Consider the following 24,574-nt stretch of genomic DNA (forward strand, 5'->3'; position numbering starts at 1 on the left):
GAAGTCCATTGCCGCGCAGTGCTCGGGTATACTCGCGCGTTTTGTGATGCCCGGCAGGGTGTGCGCAGGCCTCGGACAAATCCGCTAACGGATCTGCCCGTGAACATCGCGCGGTTTTGATCCAGCCTGCACCCCGGGATTTTCAGCACCATTTGGAGTTTTTCATGCTCGAACAGGCTCAGCGCGTCCTCAAGGACATCTTCGGCTATGACAGTTTTCGCGGTCGCCAGGGTGCCATCATTGAGCGCGTGGCCAGCGGCGGCGACGCCCTGGTGCTGATGCCGACCGGCGGCGGCAAGTCCCTGTGCTTCCAGGTGCCGGCGCTGCTGCGCAATGGCCTGGCGGTGGTGGTGTCGCCGCTGATCGCGTTGATGGACGACCAGGTCGCGACCCTCGAAGAACTGGGTGTCGCGGCGGCCTCGCTGAACTCGACCCTGAGCCCCGAGCAACAACGCGACCTTGCCGCGCGCATCCGTCGCGGCGAAGTGAAAATGCTCTACCTGGCGCCCGAGCGGCTAGTCCAGCCACGCATGCTGGCGTTCCTGCAGAGCCTGGAAATCGCCCTGTTCGCCATCGACGAAGCCCACTGCGTGTCGCAATGGGGCCACGATTTCCGCCGCGAATACCTGCAACTGGGGCAGTTGGCCGAGTTGTTCCCCAATGTTCCGCGCATCGCCCTGACCGCCACGGCCGACAAGCGCACCCGTGAAGAAATCGTCGAGCGCCTGCATCTGCAGAATGCCGAGCGTTTTCTGTCGAGCTTCGACCGGCCGAACATTTTCTACCGTATCGTGCCCAAGGAGCAGCCGCGCAAGCAATTGCTCGCGTTCCTCGCCGAGCGCCGCAGCGACGCCGGCATCGTCTATTGCCTGTCGCGCAAGAAGGTCGACGAAGTGGCGGTGTTCCTCAGCGAGCAGGGCTTCCCGGCCTTGCCCTATCACGCCGGCTTGGCCAACGAGGTGCGTGCCGAGAACCAGAAGCGCTTCCTCAACGAGGAAGGCCTGATCATGGTCGCCACCGTGGCGTTCGGCATGGGCATCGACAAGCCCAACGTGCGTTTTGTTGCGCATCTCGACCTGCCCAAATCGCTTGAGGCGTATTACCAGGAAACCGGTCGCGGCGGTCGTGACGGCCTGCCGGCGGATGCCTGGATGGCCTACGGCCTGCAGGACGTGGTGATGCTCAAGCAGATGCTGCAGAACTCCGAGGGCGATGAACGCCACAAGCGCCTGGAGCAGCACAAGCTCGACGCCATGCTGTCGTTGTGCGAAGAAACTCGCTGCCGTCGGCAGACCTTGCTCGCCTATTTCGACGAAGACATGCCGCAACCCTGCGGGCACTGCGACAACTGCGTCGACGGCGTGCAGACCTGGGACGCCACCGAGCCGGCGCGCCAGGCCTTGTCGGCGATCTACCGCACCGGCCAGCGCTATGGTGTCGGCCACCTGGTGGAAGTGTTGCTGGGCAAGGACAACGAAAAGGTCCGCGGCGCCGGCCATCAGCACCTGGCGGTGTTCGGCGTCGGCAAGGGCCGGGCCGAGGGCGAATGGCGCTCGTTGTTCCGCCAGTTGGTGGCCCGCGGCCTGGCCGATATCGACCTGGACGGCTACGGCGGCCTGCGCCTGAGCGACAGCTGCCGGCCGCTGCTCAAGGGCGAAGTGACCCTGGAGCTGCGTCGCGACCTGAAGCCGCAAACCACCGCGAAAACCGGCTCCAGCCAGGCCAGCCAACTGGTGCGTGGCGAAGAGCGCGAACAATGGGAAGCCTTGCGCGCCCTGCGCCGCAAGCTCGCCGAAGAACACGGCGTACCGCCTTACGTTATTTTTCCGGACTCGACCTTGCTGGAAATGCTCCGCAGCCAGCCCGGCTCCCTGGCCGAAATGGCCCGGGTCAGTGGCGTCGGCGCGCGCAAGCTGGAGCGCTATGGCGATGCGTTCCTCGAAGTCCTTGGCGGCCAGGCCGAGGCGCCGAAAGTGGTGGCCGACCTGCGCCACGAACTGATTACCCTGGCCCGCGCCGGCATGACCCCGCTGCAGATTGCCGGGCAACTGCAATGCTCGGAGAAAAACGTCTACACCCTGCTGGCCGAAGCCATCGGCAAGCAGCAGTTGTCGCTGGAGCAGGCGCTGGATCTGCCGGAAGACCTGCTCGGCGAAGTACAGGATGTGTTCCTCGACGGCGAGGGCGAATTGCCGGCTGTGGCGGAAGTTGCACCGCTGTTCGCCGGGCGGGTGCCGGAGGGCGTGTTGTACTGCGTGCGCGCGGCCTTGCAGTCGGAATTCGAGATGTAACTTGATGCATCTCAAGATGTAACGATTCAGTACAGTCCCGCCCTTGCTTCGTACCGAGGGTCATGCTTAGCTGGCTAATAATTAGTACAACTTCGATATCAGTCTGATCATGAGTGTTTTATGCCGTTAACCGAACAACACCGCTTTGGCATGCAGTTGGCGCAAATGTCTCGCGGTTGGCGCGCCGAACTGGATCGCCGTCTCGCCGGCCTCGGCCTGTCCCAGGCACGCTGGCTGGTGCTGCTGCACCTGGCGCGTTTCAAGGACGCGCCTACCCAGCGCGAACTGGCGCAAAGCGTCGGCGTCGAGGGGCCAACCCTGGCGCGACTGCTCGACAGCCTGGAAACCCAGGGCCTGGTCCAGCGCCTGGCCGTCGCTGAAGACCGCCGGGCGAAGAAAATCCTCCTGTGTGATACGGCCCGTCCGCTGATCGAGCAAATCGAAACCATCGCCAACGCGCTGCGCCAGGAGCTGTTCGAAGGCGTCGATGAAGAAGAGATCAAACTGTGCATGCGCGTCCACAGTCGGATCCTCGCCAACCTCGAAAAGTGATTCGCCCCTCTTCTGTGTGAAGCCGGCCAGCCTTAGAAGGTCTGGCCCAGGTTCATGTAAATCGCCTGCTGATCATCGTCGTTGAAGCCGTAACTGAAGTTCAGTGGCCCCAGCGGCGTGTCGAATCCGAGGAAGATACTGGCGGCATTGATGTAGCCGCTGTCGAACTCGTTGTCGTTGTTCCACGCCCGGCCGCGTTCCAGCGAGCCGCCCACGTACAGTGGGAAGTCCAGCGGCAGGTAGGAGCGCGGGGTCAGGCGCCGGTAGTACACGGCGCGTAGCAGGCTGGCGTTCTGCCCGGAAATCGCATCCTCGCGAAAGCCCGAGAGTTGTCGCGCGCCGCCGAGCAGGAAGCTCGATGTCACCACGTTGGCCTGGTCCAGGGTGCGTCCGTATCGCCCGCCAAGGACGTAGGTGTCGGGGCCGAAGCTCAGCGCCTTGTCCAGCTTGAATTCCCACTGTCGATAGCGCTGGTCCGAACCCAGTTCCGGTTCGAATTGGCGGAACGCCAGGCCAATGTCTTCGCCTGCATGGGGGAAGTAGACGTTGTCCAGTGAATCGAACCAATACTTGAGCTGATAGAAGCCTTCATTGAAGCTCTCGCTGGGCAGGTCCTGGTCGCCGATGCGCACATCGGCCTTGCCCCAGGCTTCGCCGACCCCGAGGCGAATCTCGCCGCTGTTGCCGATCTGTCGTCCGACGTTCAAACCAAAACCGTAGCGTTCCAGGCGGTACTCGGCCACGGGGTCGTTGTCGAGGATGGCCTCGACATTCTGCGATTCGATCGCCGCGTAGGGCGCGATGAAGTAGCGCGAACCGACGTCCAGTGGCTGGTAGAACTCGGTGTACAGCTCTTGCTGATCGCCGATCTGCAAGCGGGTCAGCCATTCGGCGCCGAGGCGGTTGATGCCGTTCATGCGGTAACTGGCGCCGATGTTGAAAGCGCTGTCGCCTTCCATGTCATCCGAGAGGTTCAGGCCCAGGCGCAGGTAGTCGGTGCCACTGCGTTTGCCTCGCGCGCGGATCACCAGGGTGTGCTCATCGCCCTTGTGCACCACGCGGTATTGCACCTGCTCGAAGTAATCCAGGCCGTACAGGGTGCCCATGTCGGTCTGCAGGCGGCCCATGTCCAGCGGTTCGCCGATGTGCTGGCGGATGTAGTAGCGGATCACGTCGTCACCGACCTTCGAATCGTTTTCCACCTTGATCGCGGTGATGATCGGGGTGCGCTGTCCCGGGGCGCGGGCGGCGTCGAGTTCGGCGTCCACCGGTTCGGCGGGGCGCAGGCTGGCCAGGCGGGCATCGAGGATGCGGGTGGCGCGGTAGCCGGCGTCGATCATTTCCTCGGCCTTGCCGAAATCGGTGACGCCGAAACTGGCCAGCGGCGGCTCGATCAGCACATCGTGGGGGTGCAGGGCGGCCAGTTGTTCTTCGGAGTTGCGCCGGGTCATCAGGGTGATCGACTGGTTCAGTACGTCGACCACCGTGGTCAACTGCTTGCGGCTACGCAGTGGCGTGCCGATGTCGACCACGATGGCGATGTCCACGCCCATTTCCCGCGCGACATCCAGCGGGATGTTGTCGGTCATGCCGCCGTCCACCAGCAGCCGGCCGTCCAGTTCGACCGGGGCGAACACCGCCGGGATCGACATGCTGGCGCGGATCACCTGGGGCAGGTGCCCCTTGCGAAACACCACCTTTTCGCCGCTGGCGATGTCGGTGGCCACGGCGCGGAAGGGGATCGGCAGCTTGTCGAAATCCCGGGTATCGCTGGCGTGGGCCAGTAGACTTTCCAGCAGCAGCGACAGGTTTTGCCCCTGGATCACCCCCAGCGGCAGGCCGAGGCTGCCGTCGTCGCGAAAGCTGAGTTTCTGTTTGACCAGGAAATCGCGGTCATCCTGTTTGCGCCGGAACGGCACATCGGCGCGCGGCGGAGCATCCGACAGGGCTTGTTGCCAGTCAATCTTCAGGGCGAGCTTTACCAGTTCGTCGACCTTGTACCCCGAGGCATACAGCCCGCCGATCACCGCACCCATGCTGGTGCCGGCAATGGCGTCGATCTTGATCCCCTGTTCCTCCAGCGCCTTGAGCACACCGATGTGCGCCAGCCCGCGGGCGGCGCCACCGGAGAGCACCAGGCCGACTTTCGGTCGCGGCGTTTCGGCGGCGAGCACACTCAGGGAGCACAAACACAGCAACAGGCAGGACAGCAGGCGGCGCATCGGGAGTCTCGGGTGATCGTCAAAGGCCGCTATTATAGCGACGCCATCGCCCTCAGGAGTCTCGCCCGCATGACCGTCAGCAAACCGGAAATTGTCATCACCTACTGCACTCAGTGCCAATGGCTGTTGCGTGCCGCCTGGCTGGCACAGGAACTGCTCAGCACCTTCAGCGACGACCTGGGCAAAGTGTCATTGGTGCCCGGTACCGGCGGCATCTTCCGCATTGACTGCGACGGCGTGCAGCTCTGGGAACGCAAGGCCGACGGCGGTTTTCCGGAAGCCAAGGTGCTCAAGCAGCGGGTGCGCGACCAGATCGATCCGCAGCGCGACCTGGGGCACAACGATCGCCCCCGGTAACGCCCGGCCAACCCTCAGTGGGCGCTGGCCGCGACCGTGGGTTTGTTGCCGGGCGCGCGGTTGCCCAGGCTGCTGGCGACGACAATCGCGACGATGATCAACGCGCCCCCGAGCAGCATGCGCAGGGTCGGGGTTTCGCCAAACAGCAGCCAGGCCACCGTGATCCCGTAGACCGGCTCCAGGGCGAACACCACCGCCGCCGTGCGCGCCTTGATCACCGCCAGGCTGGCGACGAACAGGCTGTGGGCCAGACCGGTGCAGAAGATGCCGAGCAGGGCGATCCACAACCAGTCGAGTGCACGCACTTCGCTCAGGCCCGGTGCTGCCACCGGCAACAGGCACAGGGCAACCACCACGTTCTGGCACAGCGCGGCCTGCACCGCGGGAATTCGCCCCGAACTGGCCCGGTTGGTCAGCGACAGCAACGAGAACAGCAGGCCGGAGCCCACCGCCCAGAACAGCCCGGTGGTGGCCTCGCTCGCGAGGTCGAAGGCCGGCGTTACCAGTACCAGGCCAATGCTCACCAGCACCACCAGGACGATCTCGTTGAGGCGAATCCGCTCGCGGAAAATCAGGCCCTCGAGGATCACCGTAAATGCCGGGAAACTGGCAAAACCCAGGGTCGCAATGGCCACGCCGGCGACTTTCACCGCGATGAAAAAGCTCACCCAGTGCCCGGCCAGTAGCAGGCCGCCGAGCAGCAGGCGACGCAGGTCGCGGGCGTCCAGGCGGTGCCAGGTGCTGCTGCGGGAAAGCCGCGCGAAGCAGGCCAGGGCGAGCACGGCGAAGGCGGCGCGGCCGAAGACGATGATGGCGGGGGAGGCGGCGGCGAGTTTGCCGAACACCCCGGTCAGGCCAAACATCAGTGCACCGATATGCAGGGCGCCAAGGGCGGAACGCGGAGTCATTGCAATCCTTGAGATGAAAAAACAGACAGGCGTTCACTTTACTGGGGCGGCGGTTGAGTGTCTGTCGCCAGACTCGCGTCTTTTAGCGCCGGTCTATTGTGGGTTCGCCGCGCGGCGCAGGCTGCCCGGCGAGGCACCGAACTCGCGCTGCACCGCGGCGCTGAAGGCACTTTGCGAGCTATAGCCGACGCGGCAGGCCACTTCGCCGATGGGCAGCGGCGTTTCGCGCAGCATCTTCACCGCCAGGTGCAGGCGTCGGCTGCGGATGTAGTCCATCGGCGTCTGCCCGCACTCGGCGACGAAGCGTGCATGCAGGCGGGCCGTGGACAAACCGGCGACCTGCGCCAGGTCGGCGACTTGCAGCGGGTAGGCGGCGTATTGATCGATGTGCGCATTCAGCGCAGCGTAGGGCAGGCGGCGCCCGCCAAGGTGCTGCGGCGCGACATTGTTGAGGCTGGCCAGCAACAGCACGGCGCCTTGTTGGGCAATCAGCGGATCCTGCACCGGGCTGCTGGCCAGCCAACTGACCAACTGGCTCTGCCCGGCATCCAGCGGCAGCCGCCCGGGGGTGTCGAGCAGGTGTCGACTGGCCTCGGCGTGTTCGCCCAGCGACTGGCCCACCCACTGATCGCTTGGCACGTCGAGCACCAGGCAACGGCTGCCATGCGGACTGCCGCAGGCGTGATGGGCGCCGGCGGGCACCACCACGAAGCTCTGTTGCAGCACCTGGCTGCCATGCCCGTCGACCTCGAAGTCCAGCGCGCCCGACAGGCCGAACACCAATTGGGCGTGGTCGTGGCTGTGGACGATCAGGTCGTGGCTGTATTGGCGCAGGGTGAGTATCGGGCGCATCGTGTGGTCCTCGGCAGACCGACAGTCTACACCGCCTGCAGGGCTGTCATCGGACTGCCGCATTTATGTCATGGGCTATTAATCGCTGCGGCGCAAGCTGGCGGAAAATCTGCCGGGGATTGCCCATGACCAGTGCTGAACTCACCAGGCCCAGCCGCAAGCAACGGGTGCGCACTTTATGGATTTCCGACGTGCACCTGGGCACCCGGGATTGCCAGGCCGAGCATCTCTCGCACTTTCTCAAGGGCTATCAGGCCGACAAGGTCTACCTGGTGGGCGACATTATCGACGGCTGGAAACTGCGCAGCGGCATGTATTGGCCCCAGGCCCACACCAACGTGATCCGCCGGCTGCTGACCATGAGCAAGCGCGGCACCGAGGTGATCTACGTCACCGGCAACCATGACGAATTCCTGCGCCGTTATTCGAAGCTGATCCTCGGCAACATCCAACTGGTGGACGAGGCCGTGCACGTCACCGCCGACGGCCGGCAGCTGCTGGTGATCCACGGTGACCAGTTCGACGTGATCACCCGATACCACCGCTGGCTGGCCTTTCTCGGCGACTCGGCCTACGAATTCACCCTGACCCTCAACCGCTGGCTCAATCATTGGCGCGCCCGTTATGGCTACGGCTACTGGTCGCTGTCGGCCTACCTCAAGCACAAGGTCAAGACCGCCGTCAGCTTCATCAGCGATTTCGAAGAAGCGATCGCCCACGAATGCGTCAAGCGTGAGCTGCACGGCGTGGTCTGCGGGCACATCCACCACGCGGAAATCCGCAAGGTCGGCGGGGTGGATTACCTCAATTGCGGGGATTGGGTGGAATCCTGTACTGCATTGATCGAGCACTGGGACGGCACGATCGAGTTGTACCGGTTGGCGGATGCGCAGGCGTTGGCGGCGCAGATGAAAGTGGCGGAGGCTGTTTGAATGTCTATTGTAGGAGCCGGCTTGCCGGCGAAGGCGGTCGCAAGTTTTGCATAGACAGTAAGGACGCTTTCGCTGGCAAGCCAGCTCCTACGGGCCAGCTCCTACAGGCCTTCAAGCCGGTGCATACTGCTCCATCGCCGCTGTATAAATCGAATTCTTCGGCTGACTGAACAACCGCTCCATCATCGGCTCGAAAAAACTCAAGGGCAGGGTGTCGTAGTCAGGATCGAACGCCGCCGCATCATATTTGGCGCAGAACTCGATGGTCTCGCGGTACTGCGGATGTTCACTGAATTGCTCGCGCAGGTGCCGGTCCATGCCCAGGTGATGGAAGAAATAGTAGCCCTGGAAAATCCCGTGTTTCTCCACCATCCACAGGTTCTGCGCGCTGACAAAGGGCTTGAGAATGGCCGCGGCGATGTCCGGATGGTTGTAGCTGCCCAGGGTGTCGCCGATGTCGTGCAGCAAGGCACAGACCACGTACTCCTCGTCGCGACCATCACGCCAGGCGCGGCTGGCGGTTTGCAGGGAGTGGGTCAGGCGATCCACCGGGAAGCCGCCAAAATCCCCTTCGAGCAATTTCAGGTGCGCGACGATCCGCGCCGGTAACTGCCTGGCGTAGGCACTGAAGTCAGCGGCGATGATGTCCCAGTCCTCTTGCGTACCGTCCTTCATGTGGGTGAAACGGGCGTGCGCGTTCATCGGCTATCCTTTCAGTGTTTTCAGCAGGATGGGTCTGAGTCTAAAGCCTGGATGCCACAGCGCAGTGGCCCCACGGGACGGCTTGATGGCCTGGCGGGCCGCGCGTTAGAACGGCACCTTGCCAAGGATCATGTCGCGGTACATGACGAAGTCGCCGAGCAGGCTGTAGAGCGGGTGCTGGAAGGTGGCGGGGCGGTTTCGCTCATAGAAGAAGTGCCCGACCCAGGCAAAGCCGTACCCGGCGATCGGCAAGGCCAGTAACAGCAGCATGGAGCCTTTGGCAATGGCCATGGCGAGGATGAAAATCACCAGGGTGGTACCGATAAAGTGCAGTCGTCGGCACACACTGTTGCTGTGCTCGGCCAGGTAGTACGGATAAAACTCGGCGAAACTGTTGAAACGTCGGACGTTTTCCACAACTGCAATCTCTCTGGTTTTATTGTTCTGCTGGTCGGATGTTCTACGGGCAGCTTATTTGAGTCTAGAGTGATCATTGGCAACGGCCAGTGACAATAGGCGCCACTTTAGTATCCTTGGGAAATTGGCCGTCAATCGCGAGTCATCAACTAAGAAAACGCCATGAGCGAACGAACGACTTCTGCAAGTTGGGCAATGGGGATTGTCAAGGCACTGGAAATGGACGGCCTGGATTGCCGGGTGCTGTTCAACCAGTTGGGGCTGGACTATGGGGCGCTGGACGATCCGGATGCGCGCTTCCCGCAGGATTCCATGACCCGGCTCTGGCAGTTGGCGGTGGAGGTGTCGGGCAATCCGGCGATTGGTCTGAACATGGGCAAGGTGGTACGCCCGGCCTCTTTTCATGTCGCCGGCTACGCCCTGATGTCCAGCCAGACTCTGGCCGAAGGCTTCCAGCGCCTGGTGCGTTATCAGCGGATCATCGCCGAAAGTGCCGACCTGAGCTTTCGCCTGTTGCCGGAAGGTTATGCGCTGATCCTGACCGTGCACGGCGACCATCTGCCCCCCACCCGACAAAGCGCCGAGGCCTCGCTGGCCTGTGCGCTGGGCCTGTGTGGCTGGTTGACCGGGCGCACTTTGCAGCCGCGCAAGGTGCTGGTCCAGGGCGCGCAACCCCTCGACCTCGAACCCTACAAGCAAGCCTTCCACGCGCCGCTGGAGTTCAATGCACCGTACGACGCGTTGATCTTCGAGCGGGCCGACATGGAGGCGCCGCTGCCCACGGCCAACGAGGCCATGGCGTTGCTGCACGACCGCTTTGCCGGTGAGTACCTGGCGCGCTTCTCGGAAAGCCGGGTGACCCACAAGGCGCGCCAGGTATTGTGTCGGTTGTTGCCTCAGGGCGAACCGAAACGCGACGCCGTGGCGCAAACCCTGCACCTGTCGCAGCGCACCCTGCAGCGCCGCTTGCAGGAAGAGGGCACCAGTTTCCAGACCCTGCTCGATGACACCCGCCGCGAACTGGCCGAGCAGTACCTGGCGCAACCGAGCATGACCCTGCTGGAAATTGCCTACCTGCTGGGGTTTGCCGATCCGAGCAACTTCTTCCGCGCGTTCCGCCGCTGGTTCGACGTCACCCCCGGCGAATACCGCTTGCGGTTGCTGGAAGCACCTGCGGCGGTCAGTGACGCCAAAACGCCGGAATACACAACACAAACACGGTAATGATCTCCAGGCGCCCGAGCAGCATGCCCACCGACAGGATCCATTTGGCGGCATCCGGCAGGCTGGCGAAGTTGCCGGCCGGGCCAATGGTCTCGCCCAGCCCCGGACCCACGCCGGAAACGGTACTGGCGGCGCCGGTCAGCGCGGTCATCCAGTCGACGCCCAACAGCGACAGCAGCAGGGCGATCACGCAAATGGTGATGGCAAAGAAGAACGAAAAGGTCAGGATCGAACGCACGATCTCCTCGTCGAGGCGGTGACCGTTGTATTTCTGCTTGATGACCGCCCGTGGGTGAATCAGCTGGTTAAGGTTGGCCTTGAGCAGGATGTAGGCGACCTGGAAACGGAAAATCTTGATCCCGCCAGCGGTCGAGCCGGAGCAGCCGCCAACAAAACCTAGGTAGAAGAACAGCATCAGCGAGAAATTGCCCCACAGGCTGTAGTCCCCCAGCGCGAAGCCGGTGGTGGTGACCACCGAGGTCACGTTCAGCGCGACATGCCGCAGCGCTTCCAGCCAGTGCAGCTTGGTGGTCCACCAGTACCAGGTGCCGAGCACCAGCCAGGTGACCAGCAGCATGCCGATCAAGCCCTGCACCTGCTGATCCTTGATCAGTGCCCGGCGATTGCCACGCAGCGTCGCCACGTACAGGGTGAAGGGCAGGCTGCCGAGAATCATCACCACCACGGCGACCCAATGCACCGCCGGCTCGGTCCATTTGGCCAGGGACTGGTCGGAGGTGGAGAAGCCGCCGGTGGAAATCGCCGACATGGCGTGGTTGATCGCGTCGAACGGGCTCATCCCGGCCCACCAGAACGCCAGGCTGCCGAGGATGGTGATCCCCACATACGCGGCGACGATCAGCCGCGCCACCATGTGCGAGCGCGGCATGACCTTTTCCGAGCGGTCCGAGGACTCGGTCTGGAACAGGCGCATGCCACCGATGCGCAGCAACGGCAGGATCGCCACCGCCATGCCGATGAAGCCGATGCCGCCGAGCCAGTGCAGCAGCGAGCGCCATATCAGGATGCCTGGCGACATGGTGTCCAGCCCGCTGAGCACGGTGGAGCCGGTGGCGGTGATGCCGGACATGCTTTCGAAAAACGAGTCGGTGTAGCTGATGTGCTGGGTCAGCAGGAACGGCAGTGCGGCGAAAATGCACACCACCACCCAGCTTGTTACTGTAAGTAGGTACATGTCCCGCGGGCGCAGGTGCACGTGTTCCGGGCGCCCGGGAATGACCAGGGCCAGGCCGGCGAGGAAGGTGATCATGCTCGACCAGAGGAATGACGGCAGGTCGCTGGTGCGCTCGTAGATCACCAGCGTCGCCATCGGCACCACCATGCTGACGGACAGGGTGATCAGGAAGATGCCGATGATGAAACCAATGATCCGCAGGGTCGGCAACGCCATGAAGTCCGCTCGGGCTGATGTGAGAAGGGCGCCATTCTACCCGCGAGGCGGGCTATGTAAACCGGCATGCCAGTGGCAGTTACCGCTAGAATAGCCAAACATTTTTTCAGGAGGTGGCCGATGCAGGCTCTCGACGCTTTGCTCAACCGAGTTTCCGTTCCCCGTTTGCTGGACCCGGCACCCACCGCTGAACAGCGCGAGGTGCTGTTTGCCGCGGCCATGCGTGCGCCGGATCACGGCCATCTGCAGCCGTGGCGCTTTTTGACGGTGGAAGGGCAGGCGCGCGAGCAACTGGGAGAGATCCTCGCCCAGGCCGCATTGGCACAGGATGCCGAGGCACCGCAGGCGGTGGTCGACAAGGCGCGCAACGGCCCATTGCGCGCACCGCTGGTAGTGGTGGTGATCGCGAAGTTGCAGGATCACGTCAAGTATCCGAAATCCGAGCAATTGCTGGCCGCGGGCTGCGCGGCCCACGGTATTTTGCTGGCGGCCTATGCCCAGGGCATCGGCGCGGTGTGGCGCACCGGTGAGTTGGCGTATTCGCCGCAGGTGGCTCAGGGCCTGGGCCTGGCGGAGGGGGAGGAGGTGATTGCGTTCCTTTACCTGGGCACCCCGCAGAAAGAACCGCGGGTGGCCGAGAAGGTGGATCTGGCGGAGTTTGTCAGCGCCTGGTCGCGATAACGCTCCCGGCTACCCCACAACCCCCGGCTCCAACGGCAACTCCAGGCTGGCAACAAACCCGCCCTCTGGATGATTGCCCAGCACCAGGCTGCCGCCATGACGCTCCGCAGCACGCCGTGCGATGGCCAGACCCAGGCCATGCCCGGCGGCGCTCTGGCCAGGTGCACGGAAGAACGGCTCGCCTAATTGCGGCAGGTGTTCGGCCTCGACGCCGGGGCCGTGATCGCGCACGCTGATGACGATGCGTTCGCCCTGGCGCAAGGCCAGGACTTCGATGGCTTGGCCGGACGGGTTGAAGCGTTGGGCGTTGCGCAGCAGGTTGTCGAGGGCGCGTTCGAGCATGGTCGGCCAACCCTTGAGGTGCAGGTTCTGTTCGGCCTGGAGTTCGATCTGCTGCTCCGGTGCGGCCATCCCCGCGTCCTTCTGCACGCTGCTCAGCAGTGCATTGATATCCACTGCTTCGGCACTGGCGTTATCGGCGTCCACCCGTGCCAACACCAGAATCTCGCTGATCAACGCTTCCAGGCGGTCGCACTCGCGGGTCAGGCGTGGCCAGAGTTTTTCCCGCTCTTCGGGGCTGGCCCGTTCGGCCAGGGCCAGGGCAATACGCAGGCGCGCCAGGGGCGAGCGCAGTTCATGGGAGACATCGCGCAGCAGTTGCCGCTGGCTGCCGATCAGACTTTGCAGGCGCGCGCCCATGCGGTTGAAATCGTTGGCCAGCACGCCAAATTCGTCGCGGCGGTTGGCCAGGCGCGCCAGGCTGTTCTGCTGGTAGGTGGTTTGCCCGAGGTCATGCACGGCGCCGCGCAAACGGCTCAGCGGGCGGGTGATGGACAGCGTCACCAGCAGGCTGAACAAGGTCAGGACCACCAGCGCGATGCCCAGCGCACTCAAGGGCCAAAGCAGGCTTTCACGGTGCCAGGCATCGAGTTCCGGGTGGGGAATGCGGTAGATCAGCAAGTAGGTTTCGCCGGTTTTCGGGCTGGTGTATTCATCGGTCAGGCGCCGCCATGGCAGGTGCCGGTCGTTGCTGTCGTTCTGCCGGGCTTCAAAGGCTGCGGCACGCTTGGGGAAGGTGCCGCGCACCACCGGGTCGCCGCTTTCATTGAGCACCTGGACGTCGATGTGATAGCGCCGCTTGCGTTTTTCCAGCAGCGCTTGCGCCGCATCTTCGCCGTTTTCCTCGTAGCGCTCGGTCCACTGTTGCGCCAGGGTATTGAGGCCGGGGTGGCGGCTGAGAATCCAGGCGTCCTGGTTGAGCATGTGCCCCATCAGGATCGACAGCCCTGCAACCAGGGCGATGGCCAGCCAGAAACTGGCGAGGATGCGCCAGAACAATGAACGCACGGGAAACCCTCAAACAAGGAAAGCCCAATGGTGTTGGCCATTGGGCTGGGGAGTAGCGTCTGGAGATTATTGCGCTTTTTGCGGTTGCTGGGCTTTCCAGGCCTGGAACTGCTGCCATTCGGCCTTGCGTTCGGCGCGTTGTTTCTGGATCTCGTCGAACTTCTTCTGCTGGTCAGGCTTGAGCAGGGCGCGGACGTCGGCTTCGGCTTTCTGCTTACTGGCAGCCATTTCGTCTTGCATGGCCTTCTGTTCGGCTGGCGGCAGTTTTTCCAGGTACTTGTCGACCAGTTGCTTACGGTCGTGCATCTGTTCGCCCATGATCTTGCGGATCTGCTCGCGCTGTTCGCGGCTCAGGTCCAGTTGGCTGTAAGGGCCCTTACCGTGTTCGTGCATCTGGCCGCCGTGACGCGGGCCATCCATCGGACCCATCGGCCCCTGGCCTTCAGGCATGGCCATGGCGACGGTGGGCAGGGCAGCAGCGAACATCAGAGCGATAAGAGTCTTGCGCATGGTGTATCTCCTTGTCTCGTTCCCGGTGTGTTCCGGATGAGTTCAGATTACCGGGATCAAGGTCAGCTGCTGTCAGCCAAGCGTAAAGCTTGGGTAAAGACGTTCAGCATCGAGGCTGACATCAGAGGCTGTAATAATACCCACGGCTGCGCAAGGCAACGATCCGCGGACGGCCGTCGGGGTGCGGGCCGATCTTCTTGCGCAGGTTGCTGACGTGCATGTCGAGACTGCGGTCGTACAGGGTCAGTTTGCGACCGAGGGCGATCTGCGCCAGTTCCTGCTTATCCAGCGGTTCGCCGGGTTGCTTGAGCAGGGCTTCGAGCAGGCGGCTTTCGGAGACGGTCAGGGTGAACTCTTGCTCGTCGATACTGACCACCCCCCGCACCGGGCTGAAACACAGGTCGCCCAGTTCCATCTGGCTCGGGGCGGCGGCCGGGTGACTGCGGCGCAACACCGCGCGCAGGCGTGCGGTCAGCTCACGGGGGTCGCAAGGTTTGGCCAGGTAATCGTCGGCGCCCAGTTCCAGGCCGAGAATCCGGTCCAGCGGTTCGCCACGGGCTGACAGCATCAGCACCGGCAAGTCGGGATGGTCGTTGCGCAGTTGCTTGAGCAGTTCCAGGCCGCTGCCATCTGGCAGCATCACGTCGAGCACCACGGCCGCCGGCGCCGAATCGGCCAGCGCACGCCGCGCGCTGCTGCCATCGTGGCAAGCGTGCACCACAAAGCCTTCCTGGCTCAACCAGCTCCCCAGCAGCTCACAGAGCTCCTGGTCATCATCAATCAGTAACAGCTCGCTCATGACTCACTCAATTTAGCCATTGTCGACGTCGACGGTGTCCGCCACTGGCAAAGATACCGCAGAGCAGGGCCAATAGCGCGACTCCCGCACCGGTGACGAACCATTGTTGCTGCTCGGTCAGCCAGCGCGGCGTGGTACTGGCCTGGGCCTCGCGCAGTTGCAGCTTGAGTCGTTGGTTGTCCTGGCGCAGGCGGCCCAGTACGGCGCTCTCGCGCGTGCTATCGGCAGTCTGCAGTTGTTGAAGCAACGTTTCGCGTTGTTGCTCGCTGTCCTTCAAGCGCTGCTGCAGTTCGACAATCTGCCGTTCGACGGCGGGATCAGGCACCTGATCGCCATGCGCGGGGCTTCCGATCGACAATGTGAGCAACAGCAGACACAACGGACCCTGACGCATCGCAACTCCTGATTCCAAACGAATGTTGGTCAGGTTGTCGGCCGTTATGTAAGAAGGATGAGTAATGGAGTGCGCGATGAACCGAAGGTTCACCGCGCGGGTCAATCAAGGAAGGACTTGCTTGAACGGCTTGACGATCACGTTGGCGTAGACGCCGGCGGCGATGTACGGGTCGGCGTCGGCCCAGCTCTTGGCTGCTTCGAGGGAGGCGAACTCGGCGACGATCAGGCTGCCTGTGAAACCAGCGGCGCCCGGGTCATTGCTGTCGACCGCCGGGTGTGGACCGGCCAGCACCACGCGGCCTTCGGCCTTGAGTTGCTGCAGGCGCTCGAGGTGGGCAGGGCGTGCAGCCAGGCGGGCATCCAGGGAGTTGGCGACGTCTGTGGCAATGATTGCGTAAAGCATGTCAGTCCTCGGTTTTTGGCGTAGTGGAGTCAGCGTCGTGCAGGTGGCGCGACAGGTAGATGCCCTGGGCCACCAGGAACAGTACGGTCATGCCCAGGCTGCCGAACACCTTGAAGTCGACCCAGATGCTCTGGAAGGTGAACGCGACGAACAGGTTGGCCGCGCCGCAGAACAGGAAGAAGCCGATCCAGGCGATGTTCAGGCGGGTCCAGACCGCATCGGGCAGGGTCAGGGCGTGGCCCATGATGCGCTTGATCAGCAGTTGCCCGCCGATGAAGTGACTGCCAATGAAGGCCAGGGCGAACAGCCAGTTGACCACCGGGGCCTTCCACTTGAGGAAGGTTTCGCTGTGGAAGGCCAGGGTCAGGCTGCCGAAGACCAGGCAGGCGATCAGTGTCAGCCACTGGCTTTTTTCCAGTTTGCGCTGGGAAATGAACAGGGTGCCGTAGACCACGAGCGAGCTGACTATCAGCATCGCGGTGGCGCTGTAGATACCGCCTACAGTGAGTGGATAACCGGCAACGTCGACGACCCGAGGGTCGATTTTGAAGACAATGAAGAACAGCAGCAGCGGGATGAAGTCGATGAATTGTTTCACAATGGCAGCCAGAAGCAGGATGTGGCGGCATAATAACAAACATATTGGGCCGCGAAAGCGCCAGCTGATTTGAGGTTACACATCCTGTGAATGTTGATTTGCACTGCCACAGCACGGCCTCCGACGGCGCCCTGGCGCCTGCGGTACTGGTGGCGCGGGCGTTCGAGAACGGCGTGCGAGTCCTGGCCCTGACCGACCACGACACCGTCGAAGGCCTGGCTGAGGCGCGAATTGCCGCGCAGGCCCTGGGCATGCAACTGATCAACGGTGTCGAATTGTCCTGCACCTGGGGCGGCGCGACCATCCACGTGCTGGGCTACGGCTTCGATGTCAACGCGCCGGCCCTGGTCGAGGCCATCGCCAAACTGCACGAGGGCCGCTGGCTGCGCTCCGAGGAAATCGGCCGCAAGCTCGCACTCAAGGGCATGCCCGGGGCGCTGGAAGGCGCGCGGGCGATCCAGCAGGAGCTCGGCGACAGCGGCAACGCCCCGGCCCGACCGCACTTTGCCGACTATCTGGTGCGCGCCGGCTTCGTCAAGGACCGCGCCGAAGCCTTTCGCAAGTGGCTGGGCGCCGGCAAGCTGGGGGATGTCAAGCAGCACTGGCCGACCCTCGAGGAAACCGTCGGGACCCTGCGCGAAGCAGGTGCCTGGGTCAGCCTGGCGCACCCCTGGCACTACGATTTCACCCGCAGCAAGCGCCGAAAGCTGATTGCCGACTATATTCAAGCTGGGGGTCAGGCGCTGGAGGTGGTCAATGGCTATCAGCCGGCCGAGCAGGTCGGCAGCCTGGCCATCCTGGCACGTGAGTTCGGTCTGCTGGTGAGCGCCGGCAGTGATTTCCATGGCCCGGGAGGCTGGTCCGAGATTGGCGAATATCGCCCGGTCCCGGAGGATCTGCCACCGCTTTGGTGTCGATTCAAACATGACCCAATTATTGCCGCCGTCTGAACAGGTAGAGAATGTGAGTCAATTTTTCCAGATTCATCCGGAAAACCCGCAAGCGCGCCTGATTAAACAGGCTGTTGAAATCATCCGCTCGGGCGGGGTGGTGATCTATCCCACGGACTCCTCCTACGCCATCGGTTGCCAGATCGGCGACAAGACCGCCGTCGAGCGGGTGCGCCGCTTGCGTGGGCTGGATGAAAAGCACAACTTTGCTTTGATCTGCAGCGATCTGTCGCAGCTCGGGGTATTTGCCAAGATCGACACCGGCACCTTCCGTATCCTCAAGGCGCACCTGCCGGGGCCCTATACCTTCATTCTCAACGCCACCCGCGAAGTCCCGCGGCTGTTGCTGCACCCGAAGAAACGCACCATCGGCCTGCGGGTGCCCAGCCATCCGATCGCCCTGGCGCTGCTGGCCCAACTGGGTGAGCCGCTGATGAGCGTGACCCTGATCATGCCCGGCGACACCGATCCGTTGAGCGACCCCTATGAAATGCGCCAACTGTTGGAGCATCAGGTCGACCTGATCATCGACGGTGGTTTCGGCGGGATCAAGGCGTCCACCGTGATCAATCTGGCGGACGGCGATCCGGAGGTGATTCGCGTCGGCTGCGGTGATCCGACCCCATTCATGGTCGAGGCCTGAATGTCGGTGGTGGAAACCGTCGACAGCCAGGCGGGCGCTCAGCAGGAACTGCCGTTTGCCATGGTCTATGGCCAGGCCGTGCTGGAAATGCCGCAGGATCTGTACATCCCGCCGGATGCCCTGGAAGTCTTTCTTGAAGCCTTCGAAGGCCCGCTCGATTTGCTGCTCTATCTGATCCGCAAACAGAACATCAACATTCTTGACATCCCGGTGGCGGAAATCACCCGCCAGTACATGGGCTATGTCGAGTTGATGCAGTCGGTGCGCCTGGAGCTGGCCGCCGAGTACCTGGTAATGGCGGCGATGCTGGCCGAGATCAAATCGCGGATGTTGCTCCCGCGCTCGGCGGAGATCGAAGCAGAAGAAGAGGACCCGCGCGCCGAGCTGATTCGCCGCCTGCAGGAATATGAACGCTTCAAGGCCGCCGCCGAGGGCATCGACGGTCTGAGCCGGGTGGGCCGCGATGTGATCGTGCCCAAACTCGATGCGCCACAGGCGCAAGCGCGCAAGTTGCTGCCGGATGTCCGTTTGAGCGAGCTCCTGCTGTCGATGGCCGAAGTGCTGCGCCGTGGCGACATGTTTGAAAGCCATCAGGTCAGCCGCGAGGCGCTGTCGACCCGCGAGCGCATGAGCGATGTGCTGGAGCGACTCAAGGGCGGCGGTTTCGTGCCTTTTGTCGAGCTGTTCACTGCCGAGGAAGGCCGCCTGGGAGTGGTCGTGACCTTTATGGCGATTCTCGAACTGGTCAAGGAATCCCTGGTCGAGCTGGTGCAGAATGAGCCCTTTGCCGCCATCCACGTGCGGGCGCGAGCCGAATAACGAGCAGAATCCATGAATTTGAGTGAACCCCGCGAGCTGGCCCCCTTGCTTGAAGCCTTTCTGTTGGCCTCGGGAAAGCCGCAATCGATGGAGCGTCTGTTCGAGCTCTTTGAAGAAGGCGAGCGCCCGGAACCATCGGTGTTCAAGAAGGCCCTGACGCTCCTCGAAAAATCCTGCGATGGCCGCGCCTTTGAACTCAAGGAGGTGGCTTCCGGCTACCGCCTGCAAATCCGCGAGAAGTTTGCACCCTGGGTCGGCCGCCTCTGGGAAGAGCGCCCGCAGCGTTATTCCCGGGCGATGCTGGAGACCATGGCGCTGATCGCCTATCGCCAACCGATCACCCGGGGCGAGATCGAGGACGTGCGTGGCGTCGCGGTCAACAGCAACATCGTCAAGACCCTGCTGGAGCGCGAGTGGATCCGGGTCGTCGGTTACCGCGAAGTGCCCGGCCGACCGGCGATGTTTGCCACCACCAAGGCGTTTCTCGACCACTTCAACCTGAAAAACCTCGACGACCTGCCGTCCCTGGCTGAACTGCGTGAACTGGAACCTGAGCCCATGCTCGAGTTCGAAGACGCGCCGGTGCCGCAGAGTTTGCAGGAATTGGCGGATGCCAGCGCCGAGCCGGAAGAGCCGAAAGACGAAACCAGCTTTCACAGCCTGTTGCTGGAACTGGACTCGATGGAGGAGGGAATCAAGACCGACTTCGACGACCTGTTGCGGGACGGCGAGCCTGGCGGGGTGCAGGAGGCGGGCGAGGTCACCGAGCTTGCCGAAGCCGAAGCCGAGCCCGAGCCCGAGCCAGTCGAGGAACCGTCGCAAGAGGATGTTCTCGGTGTCGCCGAGGCCCGCGAAAAACTCCTCGCAGCGGTGGCGGCCCTGGAAACCCCAGCGCCGCAGCCCGAATTGAGCGACGAAGAGGCCGAGGCCCTGGCCCTGGCTGAAGCGATCGAGGCCGAGCGCCGGCAGTTCGAAGACGACTGATTCGCCACCGGTCGGCGGAAAAAGCGCTGGCCGACCGTTTATCCGCTAGTCTCTGATGCGCAAGCCGCGCCATGCGCGTATGATTCGCGACCCTTTGGCGATCTCTTCGCCAAAAACCAGCTTTCAACTCTTCAGGCCAGGCCTGAACAGATCACACCGGGAGGTGCCCAGATGAGTATCAAAGACCAGCAAGACGACCAGGAAATTCGCCCAGCAGGCGAAAAACTGCAGAAAGTCCTCGCCCGTATCGGCGTTGGCTCGCGCCGTGACGTAGAGGCGTGGATCAGCCACGGCCGAATCAAGGTCAACGGCAAGGACGCGACCCTCGGTCTGCGTGTCGACATGCACGACGCCATCACCATCGACGGCAAGGTCATCAAGCGCGAAGAAGCGGCCGAATCGGTCCGCCGCGTGATCATGTACAACAAGCCCGATGGCGAAATCTGCACCCGTGACGACCCGGAAGGCCGTCCGACCGTATTCGACAAGATGCCGCGTCCGAAAGAAGGTCGCTGGATCAACATCGGTCGCCTCGACATCAACACCACCGGCCTGCTGATGTTCACCACCGACGGTGAACTGGCCAACCGCCTGATGCACCCTTCCTACGAGATGGACCGTGAATACGCGGTGCGTGTGCGTGGCGAAGTCGACGACGAGATGATCGAGCGCCTGAAGGCGGGCGTGGTCCTCGAAGACGGCCCGGCCAAGTTCACCGACATCAAGCAGGCGCCGGGCGGCGAAGGTTTCAACCACTGGTACCACTGCGTGGTCATGGAAGGTCGTAACCGCGAAGTACGTCGCCTGTGGGAATCCCAGGGCCTGGTGGTCAGCCGCCTGAAGCGTGTGCGTTTCGGTCCGGTGTTCCTCAACTCCGACCTGCCGATGGGTCGCTGGCGCGAAATGAGCCAGTACGAAGTCGACGTGCTCAGCGCCGAAGTCGGCCTGACACCGGTGGCAATGCCGCAGATGAACGCCAAGAGCAAGGACAAGCTGGAGCGCATGCAGCGTAAATCCTCGCGTCCGGTGGGCAAGGGCGAGCGTGTGCGTACGCTGCGTCCGGCCAACCCGGCAGCACCTGCAGCCGGCCCGCGTCCAGCCCGTGAACCGCAGATCGAAGGCGAGCGTCCAGCCCGCAAGCCGGCTGCGCGTCAGGACGGCGAGCGCGGCCCACGTACGCCGCGTCCGGCCAATGGCCGCACCGAACGTGGCGAAGGCCGTGGCGCTCCTGCTGGTCGTGGTACGCCAGTTGCCGATCGTCCAGCCGACACCAAGCGTCCAGCCAAGCCGGCTGCGAAGCGTCCGGGGATCAAGCTGGTCGAAGGCGACAAGCCATCGGGCAAGCGCCGCGGCGCACCGGCCGGTTCCGGCCAGCGTCCAGGCTTTGGTCGGCGGTAGGAGCCGGCTTGCCGGCGAAGCTCTTCAATGAAAACGCCAACCTTCGGGTTGGCGTTTTTTTTGTCTGGTTTTTTTGCAGGTGTAGGTCTCACGGCCGCCATCGCGAGCAGGCTCGCTCCTACAGTTGAGTGGCATTAGCTTGTAGGAGCGAGCCTGCTCGCGATGGCGTCATCAGCCACACTGGAAACCCCAGCTTACGCACTGTAAAGAAATCCTGACAAAATCCACAGATTTACCCGGTGAATCACATCGCTTTCCATGCCTGTAAGAAAACTCTTCCACTGCGACACCCTCCACATCAGTCGCCACCCCTCTAGCCCGCTTGTTTCACCCACCCAGACAAGGTCAGATGCGCCCCATGCCTGTCGTGCAGGTGGATAACAAGAAGGAGGCGCTATGTACGCCGTGAGTCATCTTCATCTCTCTTCGTGGGGCGATTTTTCCGTCTCCCCCGTCACTGACCAGCAAAGGTCTGACCTCATTTTTGCAGCCGTCCGAGCCTCTCGAGACGGACACAGGCAATCCCGGCCCACGCCACGCTGATCCAGCGAGGTCTGGCGGCAGGGGGTTACAGGTGTACAATGCGCCGCGTTTTAACTGTGACCCCCCGCGTAATCGCGCAAACCTCAAGGCTACCCGCCTTGTTCACTCCGTCGCGTCACGAGCGTGTCGGGTTCGATTTCGTCACAGATAAAAACAAACAGGTGACGCATGACTGTTGTAAATACGCTGAACTCCTGGTGCCTGCGCTGGGGTTTGATCGGCGCTGCTGGAGCCTGATCCGCACAGCAACGTCGTAACGAACATCATCAAACCTTGCGTGAGACCGTTTTTATGAGTGGACAAAACTCGCATTCAGGCGAGCTGAAGCGCGGCCTGAAAAATCGTCATATTCAATTGATCGCCCTCGGTGGCGCGATCGGCACCGGCCTGTTCCTCGGCTCGGCCGGGGTCCTGAAATCCGCCGGCCCGTCGATGATCCTCGGCTACGCCATCTGCGGCTTCATCGCCTTCATGATCATGCGCCAGTTGGGCGAAATGATTGTCGAAGAACCCGTGGCCGGTTCGTTCAGCCACTTCGCCCACAAGTACTGGGGCGGCTTCGCCGGCTTCCTGTCGGGTTGGAACTGCTGGATCCTGTACATCCTGGTGGGCATGTCGGAGCTGACCGCAGTCGGCAAGTACGTGCACTACTGGTGGCCAGAAATCCCGACCTGGGTCTCGGCAGCCGCCTTCTTCCTGTTGATCAACGCAATCAATCTGGCCAACGTCAAAGTCTTTGGCGAAGCCGAGTTCTGGTTTGCGATCATCAAGGTGGTGGCCATCGTCGGCATGATCGGCCTGGGCAGCTACCTGCTGGTCAGCGGCAACGGCGGCCCGCAAGCGGCAGTCAGCAACCTGTGGGAGCACGGCGGGTTCTTCCCCAATGGTGTGAGCGGTCTGGTGATGGCCATGGCGATCATCATGTTCTCCTTCGGCGGCCTGGAAATGCTCGGCTTCACCGCCGCAGAAGCCGACAAGCCGAAGACCGTGATCCCGAAAGCGATCAACCAGGTGATCTACCGGATCCTGATTTTCTACATCGGCGCCCTGGTGATCCTGCTGTCGCTGACCCCATGGGACAGCCTGCTGACCACCCTGAATGCCTCGGGCGATGCCTACAGCGGTAGCCCGTTCGTCCAGGTGTTCTCGATGCTGGGCAGCAACACCGCAGCGCACATCCTCAACTTCGTGGTCCTGACCGCAGCGTTGTCGGTGTACAACAGCGGCACCTACTGCAACAGCCGCATGCTGCTGGGCATGGCCGAGCAGGGCGATGCCCCTCGCGGCCTGGCGAAGATCGACAAGCGCGGCGTACCGGTGCGTTCGATCCTGGCGTCGGCAGCCGTGACCCTGGTCGCGGTGCTGCTGAACTACCTGATCCCGCAGCACGCGCTGGAACTGCTGATGTCGCTGGTCGTGGCAACGCTGGTGATCAACTGGGCGATGATCAGCTTCTCGCACTTCAAGTTCCGCCAGCACATGAACCGCACCAAACAGACACCGCTGTTCAAGGCGCTGTGGTACCCGTACGGCAACTACGTCTGCCTGGCGTTCGTGGTGTTCATCCTCGGCATCATGCTGATGATCCCGGGCATCCAGGTCTCGGTGTACGCGATTCCGGTTTGGATCGTGTTCATGTGGGTGTGCTACGGCATCAAGAACAAGCGCAGTGGCCAGGTACTGAATGCGGCGCCTGTCGCCGAATAAGTTGCTGCTGTAAACATGACAAACCCGGCTAATGCCGGGTTTGTCGTTTCTATTGCTGCTCCGGCGTCACCACCTTCCAACTGTCATCCGGATCAAAGCGCTTCATCGCCAGCGCCTGTTTCTCGCTGTCCGGCCCCAGGTCTTTCTCGAATACCTCGCCCTCGTGACTGATCATGAAACTCATGACGCCCGTGTCGTCGTATTTCAGCGGCCAGGCGATGAGGGCGAACCCGCGGCTCATCTTGTCGCCGATCAGGTAGCTATAGGCGCCGCCCGGTGCCGAGGGGCCCTGGGCATTGAGGATGCGGAAGCGGTAGCCGTGCCAGCCTTCGCCGGCGATGGTCTTGCCGAACTCGGGGCCGAGCGGGCTGATCTGGCCGCTTTTGTCCTCGGCCCAATAGAGGCCGTCGTGGGTGCCGGGGGTGCTGTAGATGTTCTGCGCGTACTCCAGCGCACCATCACCGTCGCGGTCCACTGAGGCGTAGTCCATCTGGGCGTCGTGGTAGGCCAGCACCGATTGCACCGCGTCCAGTTCGTTGCGACCAATGCGCCGGGCGCGGACTTCGGCGCCGCCGGCCTTGAGGTCGAAGCGCCAGCCCTTGGCGTCCTTGACCAGGGGGATGGGCAGGGTCCAGTTGTTCGGGCCGACGGCCAGCATGGCCTTGTTGTCGCCGGTTTTCTCGATGTGATGCTGCTCGCGGTATTGCTGCAAGAACGCTTCGACATCCTTGCGCTGATTGCCGGCACGGGGGATGTAGGTGCGCCAGTCTTCGCCCAGCAGTTCGATCAGGCGCTGCTGATCAGCCTGATGAGTGCCCAATGCGTCGACGAACGCCTGGGCGGCTTTCTCGGGCGTTGGAAAAGACTGCTGCGCCGCTGCCACGCACGACCAGGCCAGGCCAGCGGTGATGGTCAGGGCCTGCAGGAG

25 protein-coding genes are annotated in these 24,574 nt (G+C 62.9%); 12 read left to right on the forward strand and 13 right to left on the reverse strand.

The window, feature by feature from the left end; genetic code table 11:
• The first annotated feature begins 164 nt into the window (after positions 1 to 164).
• Together recQ and ACZYR5_RS18410 are read left to right on the forward strand one after the other, a co-directional pair.
• Positions 165 to 2,291 (forward strand): DNA helicase RecQ, encoded by a 2,127-nt coding sequence (recQ, locus tag ACZYR5_RS18405; RefSeq protein ID WP_489090924.1) that lies wholly within the window; start codon positions 165 to 167, stop codon positions 2,289 to 2,291.
• Between the two features lie 120 nt (positions 2,292 to 2,411).
• Complete coding sequence (locus tag ACZYR5_RS18410; protein WP_027619152.1) at positions 2,412 to 2,843, forward strand: MarR family transcriptional regulator; 432 nt, start codon at positions 2,412 to 2,414, stop codon at positions 2,841 to 2,843.
• 32 nt (positions 2,844 to 2,875) lie between these two features.
• Here ACZYR5_RS18410 and ACZYR5_RS18415 read toward each other — a convergent pair whose 3' ends face one another.
• The gene (locus ACZYR5_RS18415) at positions 2,876 to 5,065 is read right to left on the reverse strand and encodes a patatin-like phospholipase family protein (RefSeq protein ID WP_489090925.1); all 2,190 of its coding nucleotides are present in this window, start codon (positions 5,063 to 5,065) and stop codon (positions 2,876 to 2,878) included.
• A gap of 69 nt (positions 5,066 to 5,134) precedes the next feature.
• Between ACZYR5_RS18415 and ACZYR5_RS18420 the strand changes: the two genes are divergently transcribed.
• Positions 5,135 to 5,422 (forward strand): Rdx family protein, encoded by a 288-nt coding sequence (locus tag ACZYR5_RS18420; protein ID WP_489090926.1) that lies wholly within the window; start codon positions 5,135 to 5,137, stop codon positions 5,420 to 5,422.
• A 14-nt stretch (positions 5,423 to 5,436) separates the two neighbouring features.
• On the opposite strand, the gene ACZYR5_RS18425 is transcribed toward ACZYR5_RS18420, so the two are convergent.
• Positions 5,437 to 6,330: a DMT family transporter gene (locus tag ACZYR5_RS18425; protein ID WP_489090927.1), complete on the reverse strand. Its 894-nt coding sequence runs from the start codon at positions 6,328 to 6,330 to the stop codon at positions 5,437 to 5,439.
• A 93-nt stretch (positions 6,331 to 6,423) separates the two neighbouring features.
• Positions 6,424 to 7,182, reverse strand: coding sequence for a helix-turn-helix transcriptional regulator (locus tag ACZYR5_RS18430; RefSeq protein WP_489090928.1), 759 nt, complete (start codon positions 7,180 to 7,182; stop codon positions 6,424 to 6,426).
• A gap of 125 nt (positions 7,183 to 7,307) precedes the next feature.
• Here ACZYR5_RS18430 and ACZYR5_RS18435 point away from each other — a divergent pair, with 125 nt between their 5' ends.
• Positions 7,308 to 8,114 carry a UDP-2,3-diacylglucosamine diphosphatase gene (locus ACZYR5_RS18435; RefSeq protein WP_489090929.1) on the forward strand — a complete coding sequence of 269 codons (807 nt, stop codon included), beginning with the start codon at positions 7,308 to 7,310 and terminating at the stop codon, positions 8,112 to 8,114.
• 111 nt (positions 8,115 to 8,225) lie between these two features.
• On the opposite strand, the gene ACZYR5_RS18440 is transcribed toward ACZYR5_RS18435, so the two are convergent.
• Positions 8,226 to 8,816 carry an HD domain-containing protein gene (locus tag ACZYR5_RS18440; RefSeq protein ID WP_489090930.1) on the reverse strand — a complete coding sequence of 197 codons (591 nt, stop codon included), beginning with the start codon at positions 8,814 to 8,816 and terminating at the stop codon, positions 8,226 to 8,228.
• A 105-nt stretch (positions 8,817 to 8,921) separates the two neighbouring features.
• Positions 8,922 to 9,233, reverse strand: coding sequence for an Mpo1-like protein (locus ACZYR5_RS18445; protein WP_489090931.1), 312 nt, complete (start codon positions 9,231 to 9,233; stop codon positions 8,922 to 8,924).
• Positions 9,234 to 9,395: 162 nt separating this feature from the next.
• Here ACZYR5_RS18445 and ACZYR5_RS18450 point away from each other — a divergent pair, with 162 nt between their 5' ends.
• A complete protein-coding gene (locus ACZYR5_RS18450) occupies positions 9,396 to 10,457 on the forward strand; it encodes an AraC family transcriptional regulator (protein ID WP_489090932.1) in 1,062 nt (353 codons plus the stop codon).
• Here the strand turns inward: ACZYR5_RS18450 and ACZYR5_RS18455 are convergent.
• Positions 10,414 to 11,868, reverse strand: coding sequence for a TrkH family potassium uptake protein (locus ACZYR5_RS18455; protein WP_489090933.1), 1,455 nt, complete (start codon positions 11,866 to 11,868; stop codon positions 10,414 to 10,416). The two genes, ACZYR5_RS18450 and ACZYR5_RS18455, sit on opposite strands and share 44 nt — an antisense overlap.
• 120 nt (positions 11,869 to 11,988) lie before the next feature.
• On the opposite strand from ACZYR5_RS18455, the gene ACZYR5_RS18460 reads away from it, so the two are divergent.
• The gene (locus ACZYR5_RS18460; RefSeq protein ID WP_489090934.1) at positions 11,989 to 12,549 is read left to right on the forward strand and encodes an NAD(P)H nitroreductase; all 561 of its coding nucleotides are present in this window, start codon (positions 11,989 to 11,991) and stop codon (positions 12,547 to 12,549) included.
• Between the two features lie 9 nt (positions 12,550 to 12,558).
• On the opposite strand, the gene ACZYR5_RS18465 is transcribed toward ACZYR5_RS18460, so the two are convergent.
• The 6 genes from ACZYR5_RS18465 to ACZYR5_RS18490 all read right to left on the reverse strand — a co-directional run bounded on the left by ACZYR5_RS18465 (position 12,559) and on the right by ACZYR5_RS18490 (position 16,602).
• The gene (locus ACZYR5_RS18465; protein ID WP_489090935.1) at positions 12,559 to 13,896 is read right to left on the reverse strand and encodes a sensor histidine kinase; all 1,338 of its coding nucleotides are present in this window, start codon (positions 13,894 to 13,896) and stop codon (positions 12,559 to 12,561) included.
• Between the two features lie 66 nt (positions 13,897 to 13,962).
• Positions 13,963 to 14,406 (reverse strand): Spy/CpxP family protein refolding chaperone, encoded by a 444-nt coding sequence (locus ACZYR5_RS18470; RefSeq protein ID WP_489090936.1) that lies wholly within the window; start codon positions 14,404 to 14,406, stop codon positions 13,963 to 13,965.
• A gap of 121 nt (positions 14,407 to 14,527) precedes the next feature.
• Positions 14,528 to 15,205, reverse strand: coding sequence for a response regulator transcription factor (locus tag ACZYR5_RS18475; RefSeq protein WP_489090937.1), 678 nt, complete (start codon positions 15,203 to 15,205; stop codon positions 14,528 to 14,530).
• A 7-nt stretch (positions 15,206 to 15,212) separates the two neighbouring features.
• Positions 15,213 to 15,599 (reverse strand): SH3 domain-containing protein, encoded by a 387-nt coding sequence (locus ACZYR5_RS18480; protein ID WP_489090938.1) that lies wholly within the window; start codon positions 15,597 to 15,599, stop codon positions 15,213 to 15,215.
• Between the two features lie 105 nt (positions 15,600 to 15,704).
• On the reverse strand, positions 15,705 to 16,004 hold the full coding sequence (locus ACZYR5_RS18485; protein WP_489090939.1) for a YciI family protein: 300 nt from the start codon (positions 16,002 to 16,004) through the stop codon (positions 15,705 to 15,707).
• A 1-nt stretch (position 16,005) separates the two neighbouring features.
• The gene (locus ACZYR5_RS18490) at positions 16,006 to 16,602 is read right to left on the reverse strand and encodes a septation protein A (RefSeq protein WP_489090940.1); all 597 of its coding nucleotides are present in this window, start codon (positions 16,600 to 16,602) and stop codon (positions 16,006 to 16,008) included.
• 86 nt (positions 16,603 to 16,688) lie between these two features.
• On the opposite strand from ACZYR5_RS18490, the gene ACZYR5_RS18495 reads away from it, so the two are divergent.
• The 6 genes from ACZYR5_RS18495 to ACZYR5_RS18520 all read left to right on the forward strand — a co-directional run bounded on the left by ACZYR5_RS18495 (position 16,689) and on the right by ACZYR5_RS18520 (position 23,646).
• On the forward strand, positions 16,689 to 17,552 hold the full coding sequence (locus ACZYR5_RS18495) for a PHP domain-containing protein (RefSeq protein ID WP_489090941.1): 864 nt from the start codon (positions 16,689 to 16,691) through the stop codon (positions 17,550 to 17,552).
• Between the two features lie 13 nt (positions 17,553 to 17,565).
• Positions 17,566 to 18,195: an L-threonylcarbamoyladenylate synthase gene (locus ACZYR5_RS18500; RefSeq protein ID WP_033866515.1), complete on the forward strand. Its 630-nt coding sequence runs from the start codon at positions 17,566 to 17,568 to the stop codon at positions 18,193 to 18,195.
• Positions 18,196 to 19,014: a segregation and condensation protein A gene (locus ACZYR5_RS18505; RefSeq protein ID WP_105754342.1), complete on the forward strand. Its 819-nt coding sequence runs from the start codon at positions 18,196 to 18,198 to the stop codon at positions 19,012 to 19,014.
• Between the two features lie 12 nt (positions 19,015 to 19,026).
• Positions 19,027 to 19,998 carry an SMC-Scp complex subunit ScpB gene (scpB, locus tag ACZYR5_RS18510; RefSeq protein ID WP_489090942.1) on the forward strand — a complete coding sequence of 324 codons (972 nt, stop codon included), beginning with the start codon at positions 19,027 to 19,029 and terminating at the stop codon, positions 19,996 to 19,998.
• Positions 19,999 to 20,169: 171 nt separating this feature from the next.
• A complete protein-coding gene (rluB, locus tag ACZYR5_RS18515) occupies positions 20,170 to 21,396 on the forward strand; it encodes a 23S rRNA pseudouridine(2605) synthase RluB (RefSeq protein ID WP_489090943.1) in 1,227 nt (408 codons plus the stop codon).
• 834 nt (positions 21,397 to 22,230) lie between these two features.
• Positions 22,231 to 23,646, forward strand: a complete 1,416-nt coding sequence (locus tag ACZYR5_RS18520; protein WP_489090944.1) for an amino acid permease — start codon at positions 22,231 to 22,233, stop codon at positions 23,644 to 23,646.
• A 49-nt stretch (positions 23,647 to 23,695) separates the two neighbouring features.
• Here the strand turns inward: ACZYR5_RS18520 and ACZYR5_RS18525 are convergent, their stop codons facing one another.
• Positions 23,696 to 24,571 (reverse strand): DUF2950 domain-containing protein, encoded by an 876-nt coding sequence (locus ACZYR5_RS18525; protein ID WP_489091221.1) that lies wholly within the window; start codon positions 24,569 to 24,571, stop codon positions 23,696 to 23,698.
• Between the last annotated feature and the right edge of the window lie 3 nt (positions 24,572 to 24,574).

The organism is Pseudomonas sp. F007 (assembly GCF_057814275.1).

Excerpts from the sequence above, each read along its gene's own strand:
- recQ (WP_489090924.1), top strand. The coding sequence starts at position 165 with ATGCTCGAACAGGCTCAGCGCGTCCTCAAGGACATCTTCGGCTATGAC.
- ACZYR5_RS18410 (WP_027619152.1), top strand. The coding sequence starts at position 2,412 with ATGCCGTTAACCGAACAACACCGCTTTGGCATGCAGTTGGCGCAAATG.
- ACZYR5_RS18415 (WP_489090925.1), bottom strand. The coding sequence starts at position 5,065 with ATGCGCCGCCTGCTGTCCTGCCTGTTGCTGTGTTTGTGCTCCCTGAGT.
- ACZYR5_RS18420 (WP_489090926.1), top strand. The coding sequence starts at position 5,135 with ATGACCGTCAGCAAACCGGAAATTGTCATCACCTACTGCACTCAGTGC.
- ACZYR5_RS18425 (WP_489090927.1), bottom strand. The coding sequence starts at position 6,330 with ATGACTCCGCGTTCCGCCCTTGGCGCCCTGCATATCGGTGCACTGATG.
- ACZYR5_RS18430 (WP_489090928.1), bottom strand. The coding sequence starts at position 7,182 with ATGCGCCCGATACTCACCCTGCGCCAATACAGCCACGACCTGATCGTC.
- ACZYR5_RS18435 (WP_489090929.1), top strand. The coding sequence starts at position 7,308 with ATGACCAGTGCTGAACTCACCAGGCCCAGCCGCAAGCAACGGGTGCGC.
- ACZYR5_RS18440 (WP_489090930.1), bottom strand. The coding sequence starts at position 8,816 with ATGAACGCGCACGCCCGTTTCACCCACATGAAGGACGGTACGCAAGAG.
- ACZYR5_RS18450 (WP_489090932.1), top strand. The coding sequence starts at position 9,396 with ATGAGCGAACGAACGACTTCTGCAAGTTGGGCAATGGGGATTGTCAAG.
- ACZYR5_RS18455 (WP_489090933.1), bottom strand. The coding sequence starts at position 11,868 with ATGGCGTTGCCGACCCTGCGGATCATTGGTTTCATCATCGGCATCTTC.
- ACZYR5_RS18460 (WP_489090934.1), top strand. The coding sequence starts at position 11,989 with ATGCAGGCTCTCGACGCTTTGCTCAACCGAGTTTCCGTTCCCCGTTTG.
- ACZYR5_RS18470 (WP_489090936.1), bottom strand. The coding sequence starts at position 14,406 with ATGCGCAAGACTCTTATCGCTCTGATGTTCGCTGCTGCCCTGCCCACC.
- ACZYR5_RS18475 (WP_489090937.1), bottom strand. The coding sequence starts at position 15,205 with ATGAGCGAGCTGTTACTGATTGATGATGACCAGGAGCTCTGTGAGCTG.
- ACZYR5_RS18480 (WP_489090938.1), bottom strand. The coding sequence starts at position 15,599 with ATGCGTCAGGGTCCGTTGTGTCTGCTGTTGCTCACATTGTCGATCGGA.
- ACZYR5_RS18485 (WP_489090939.1), bottom strand. The coding sequence starts at position 16,004 with ATGCTTTACGCAATCATTGCCACAGACGTCGCCAACTCCCTGGATGCC.
- ACZYR5_RS18505 (WP_105754342.1), top strand. The coding sequence starts at position 18,196 with ATGTCGGTGGTGGAAACCGTCGACAGCCAGGCGGGCGCTCAGCAGGAA.
- scpB (WP_489090942.1), top strand. The coding sequence starts at position 19,027 with ATGAATTTGAGTGAACCCCGCGAGCTGGCCCCCTTGCTTGAAGCCTTT.
- rluB (WP_489090943.1), top strand. The coding sequence starts at position 20,170 with ATGAGTATCAAAGACCAGCAAGACGACCAGGAAATTCGCCCAGCAGGC.
- ACZYR5_RS18520 (WP_489090944.1), top strand. The coding sequence starts at position 22,231 with ATGAGTGGACAAAACTCGCATTCAGGCGAGCTGAAGCGCGGCCTGAAA.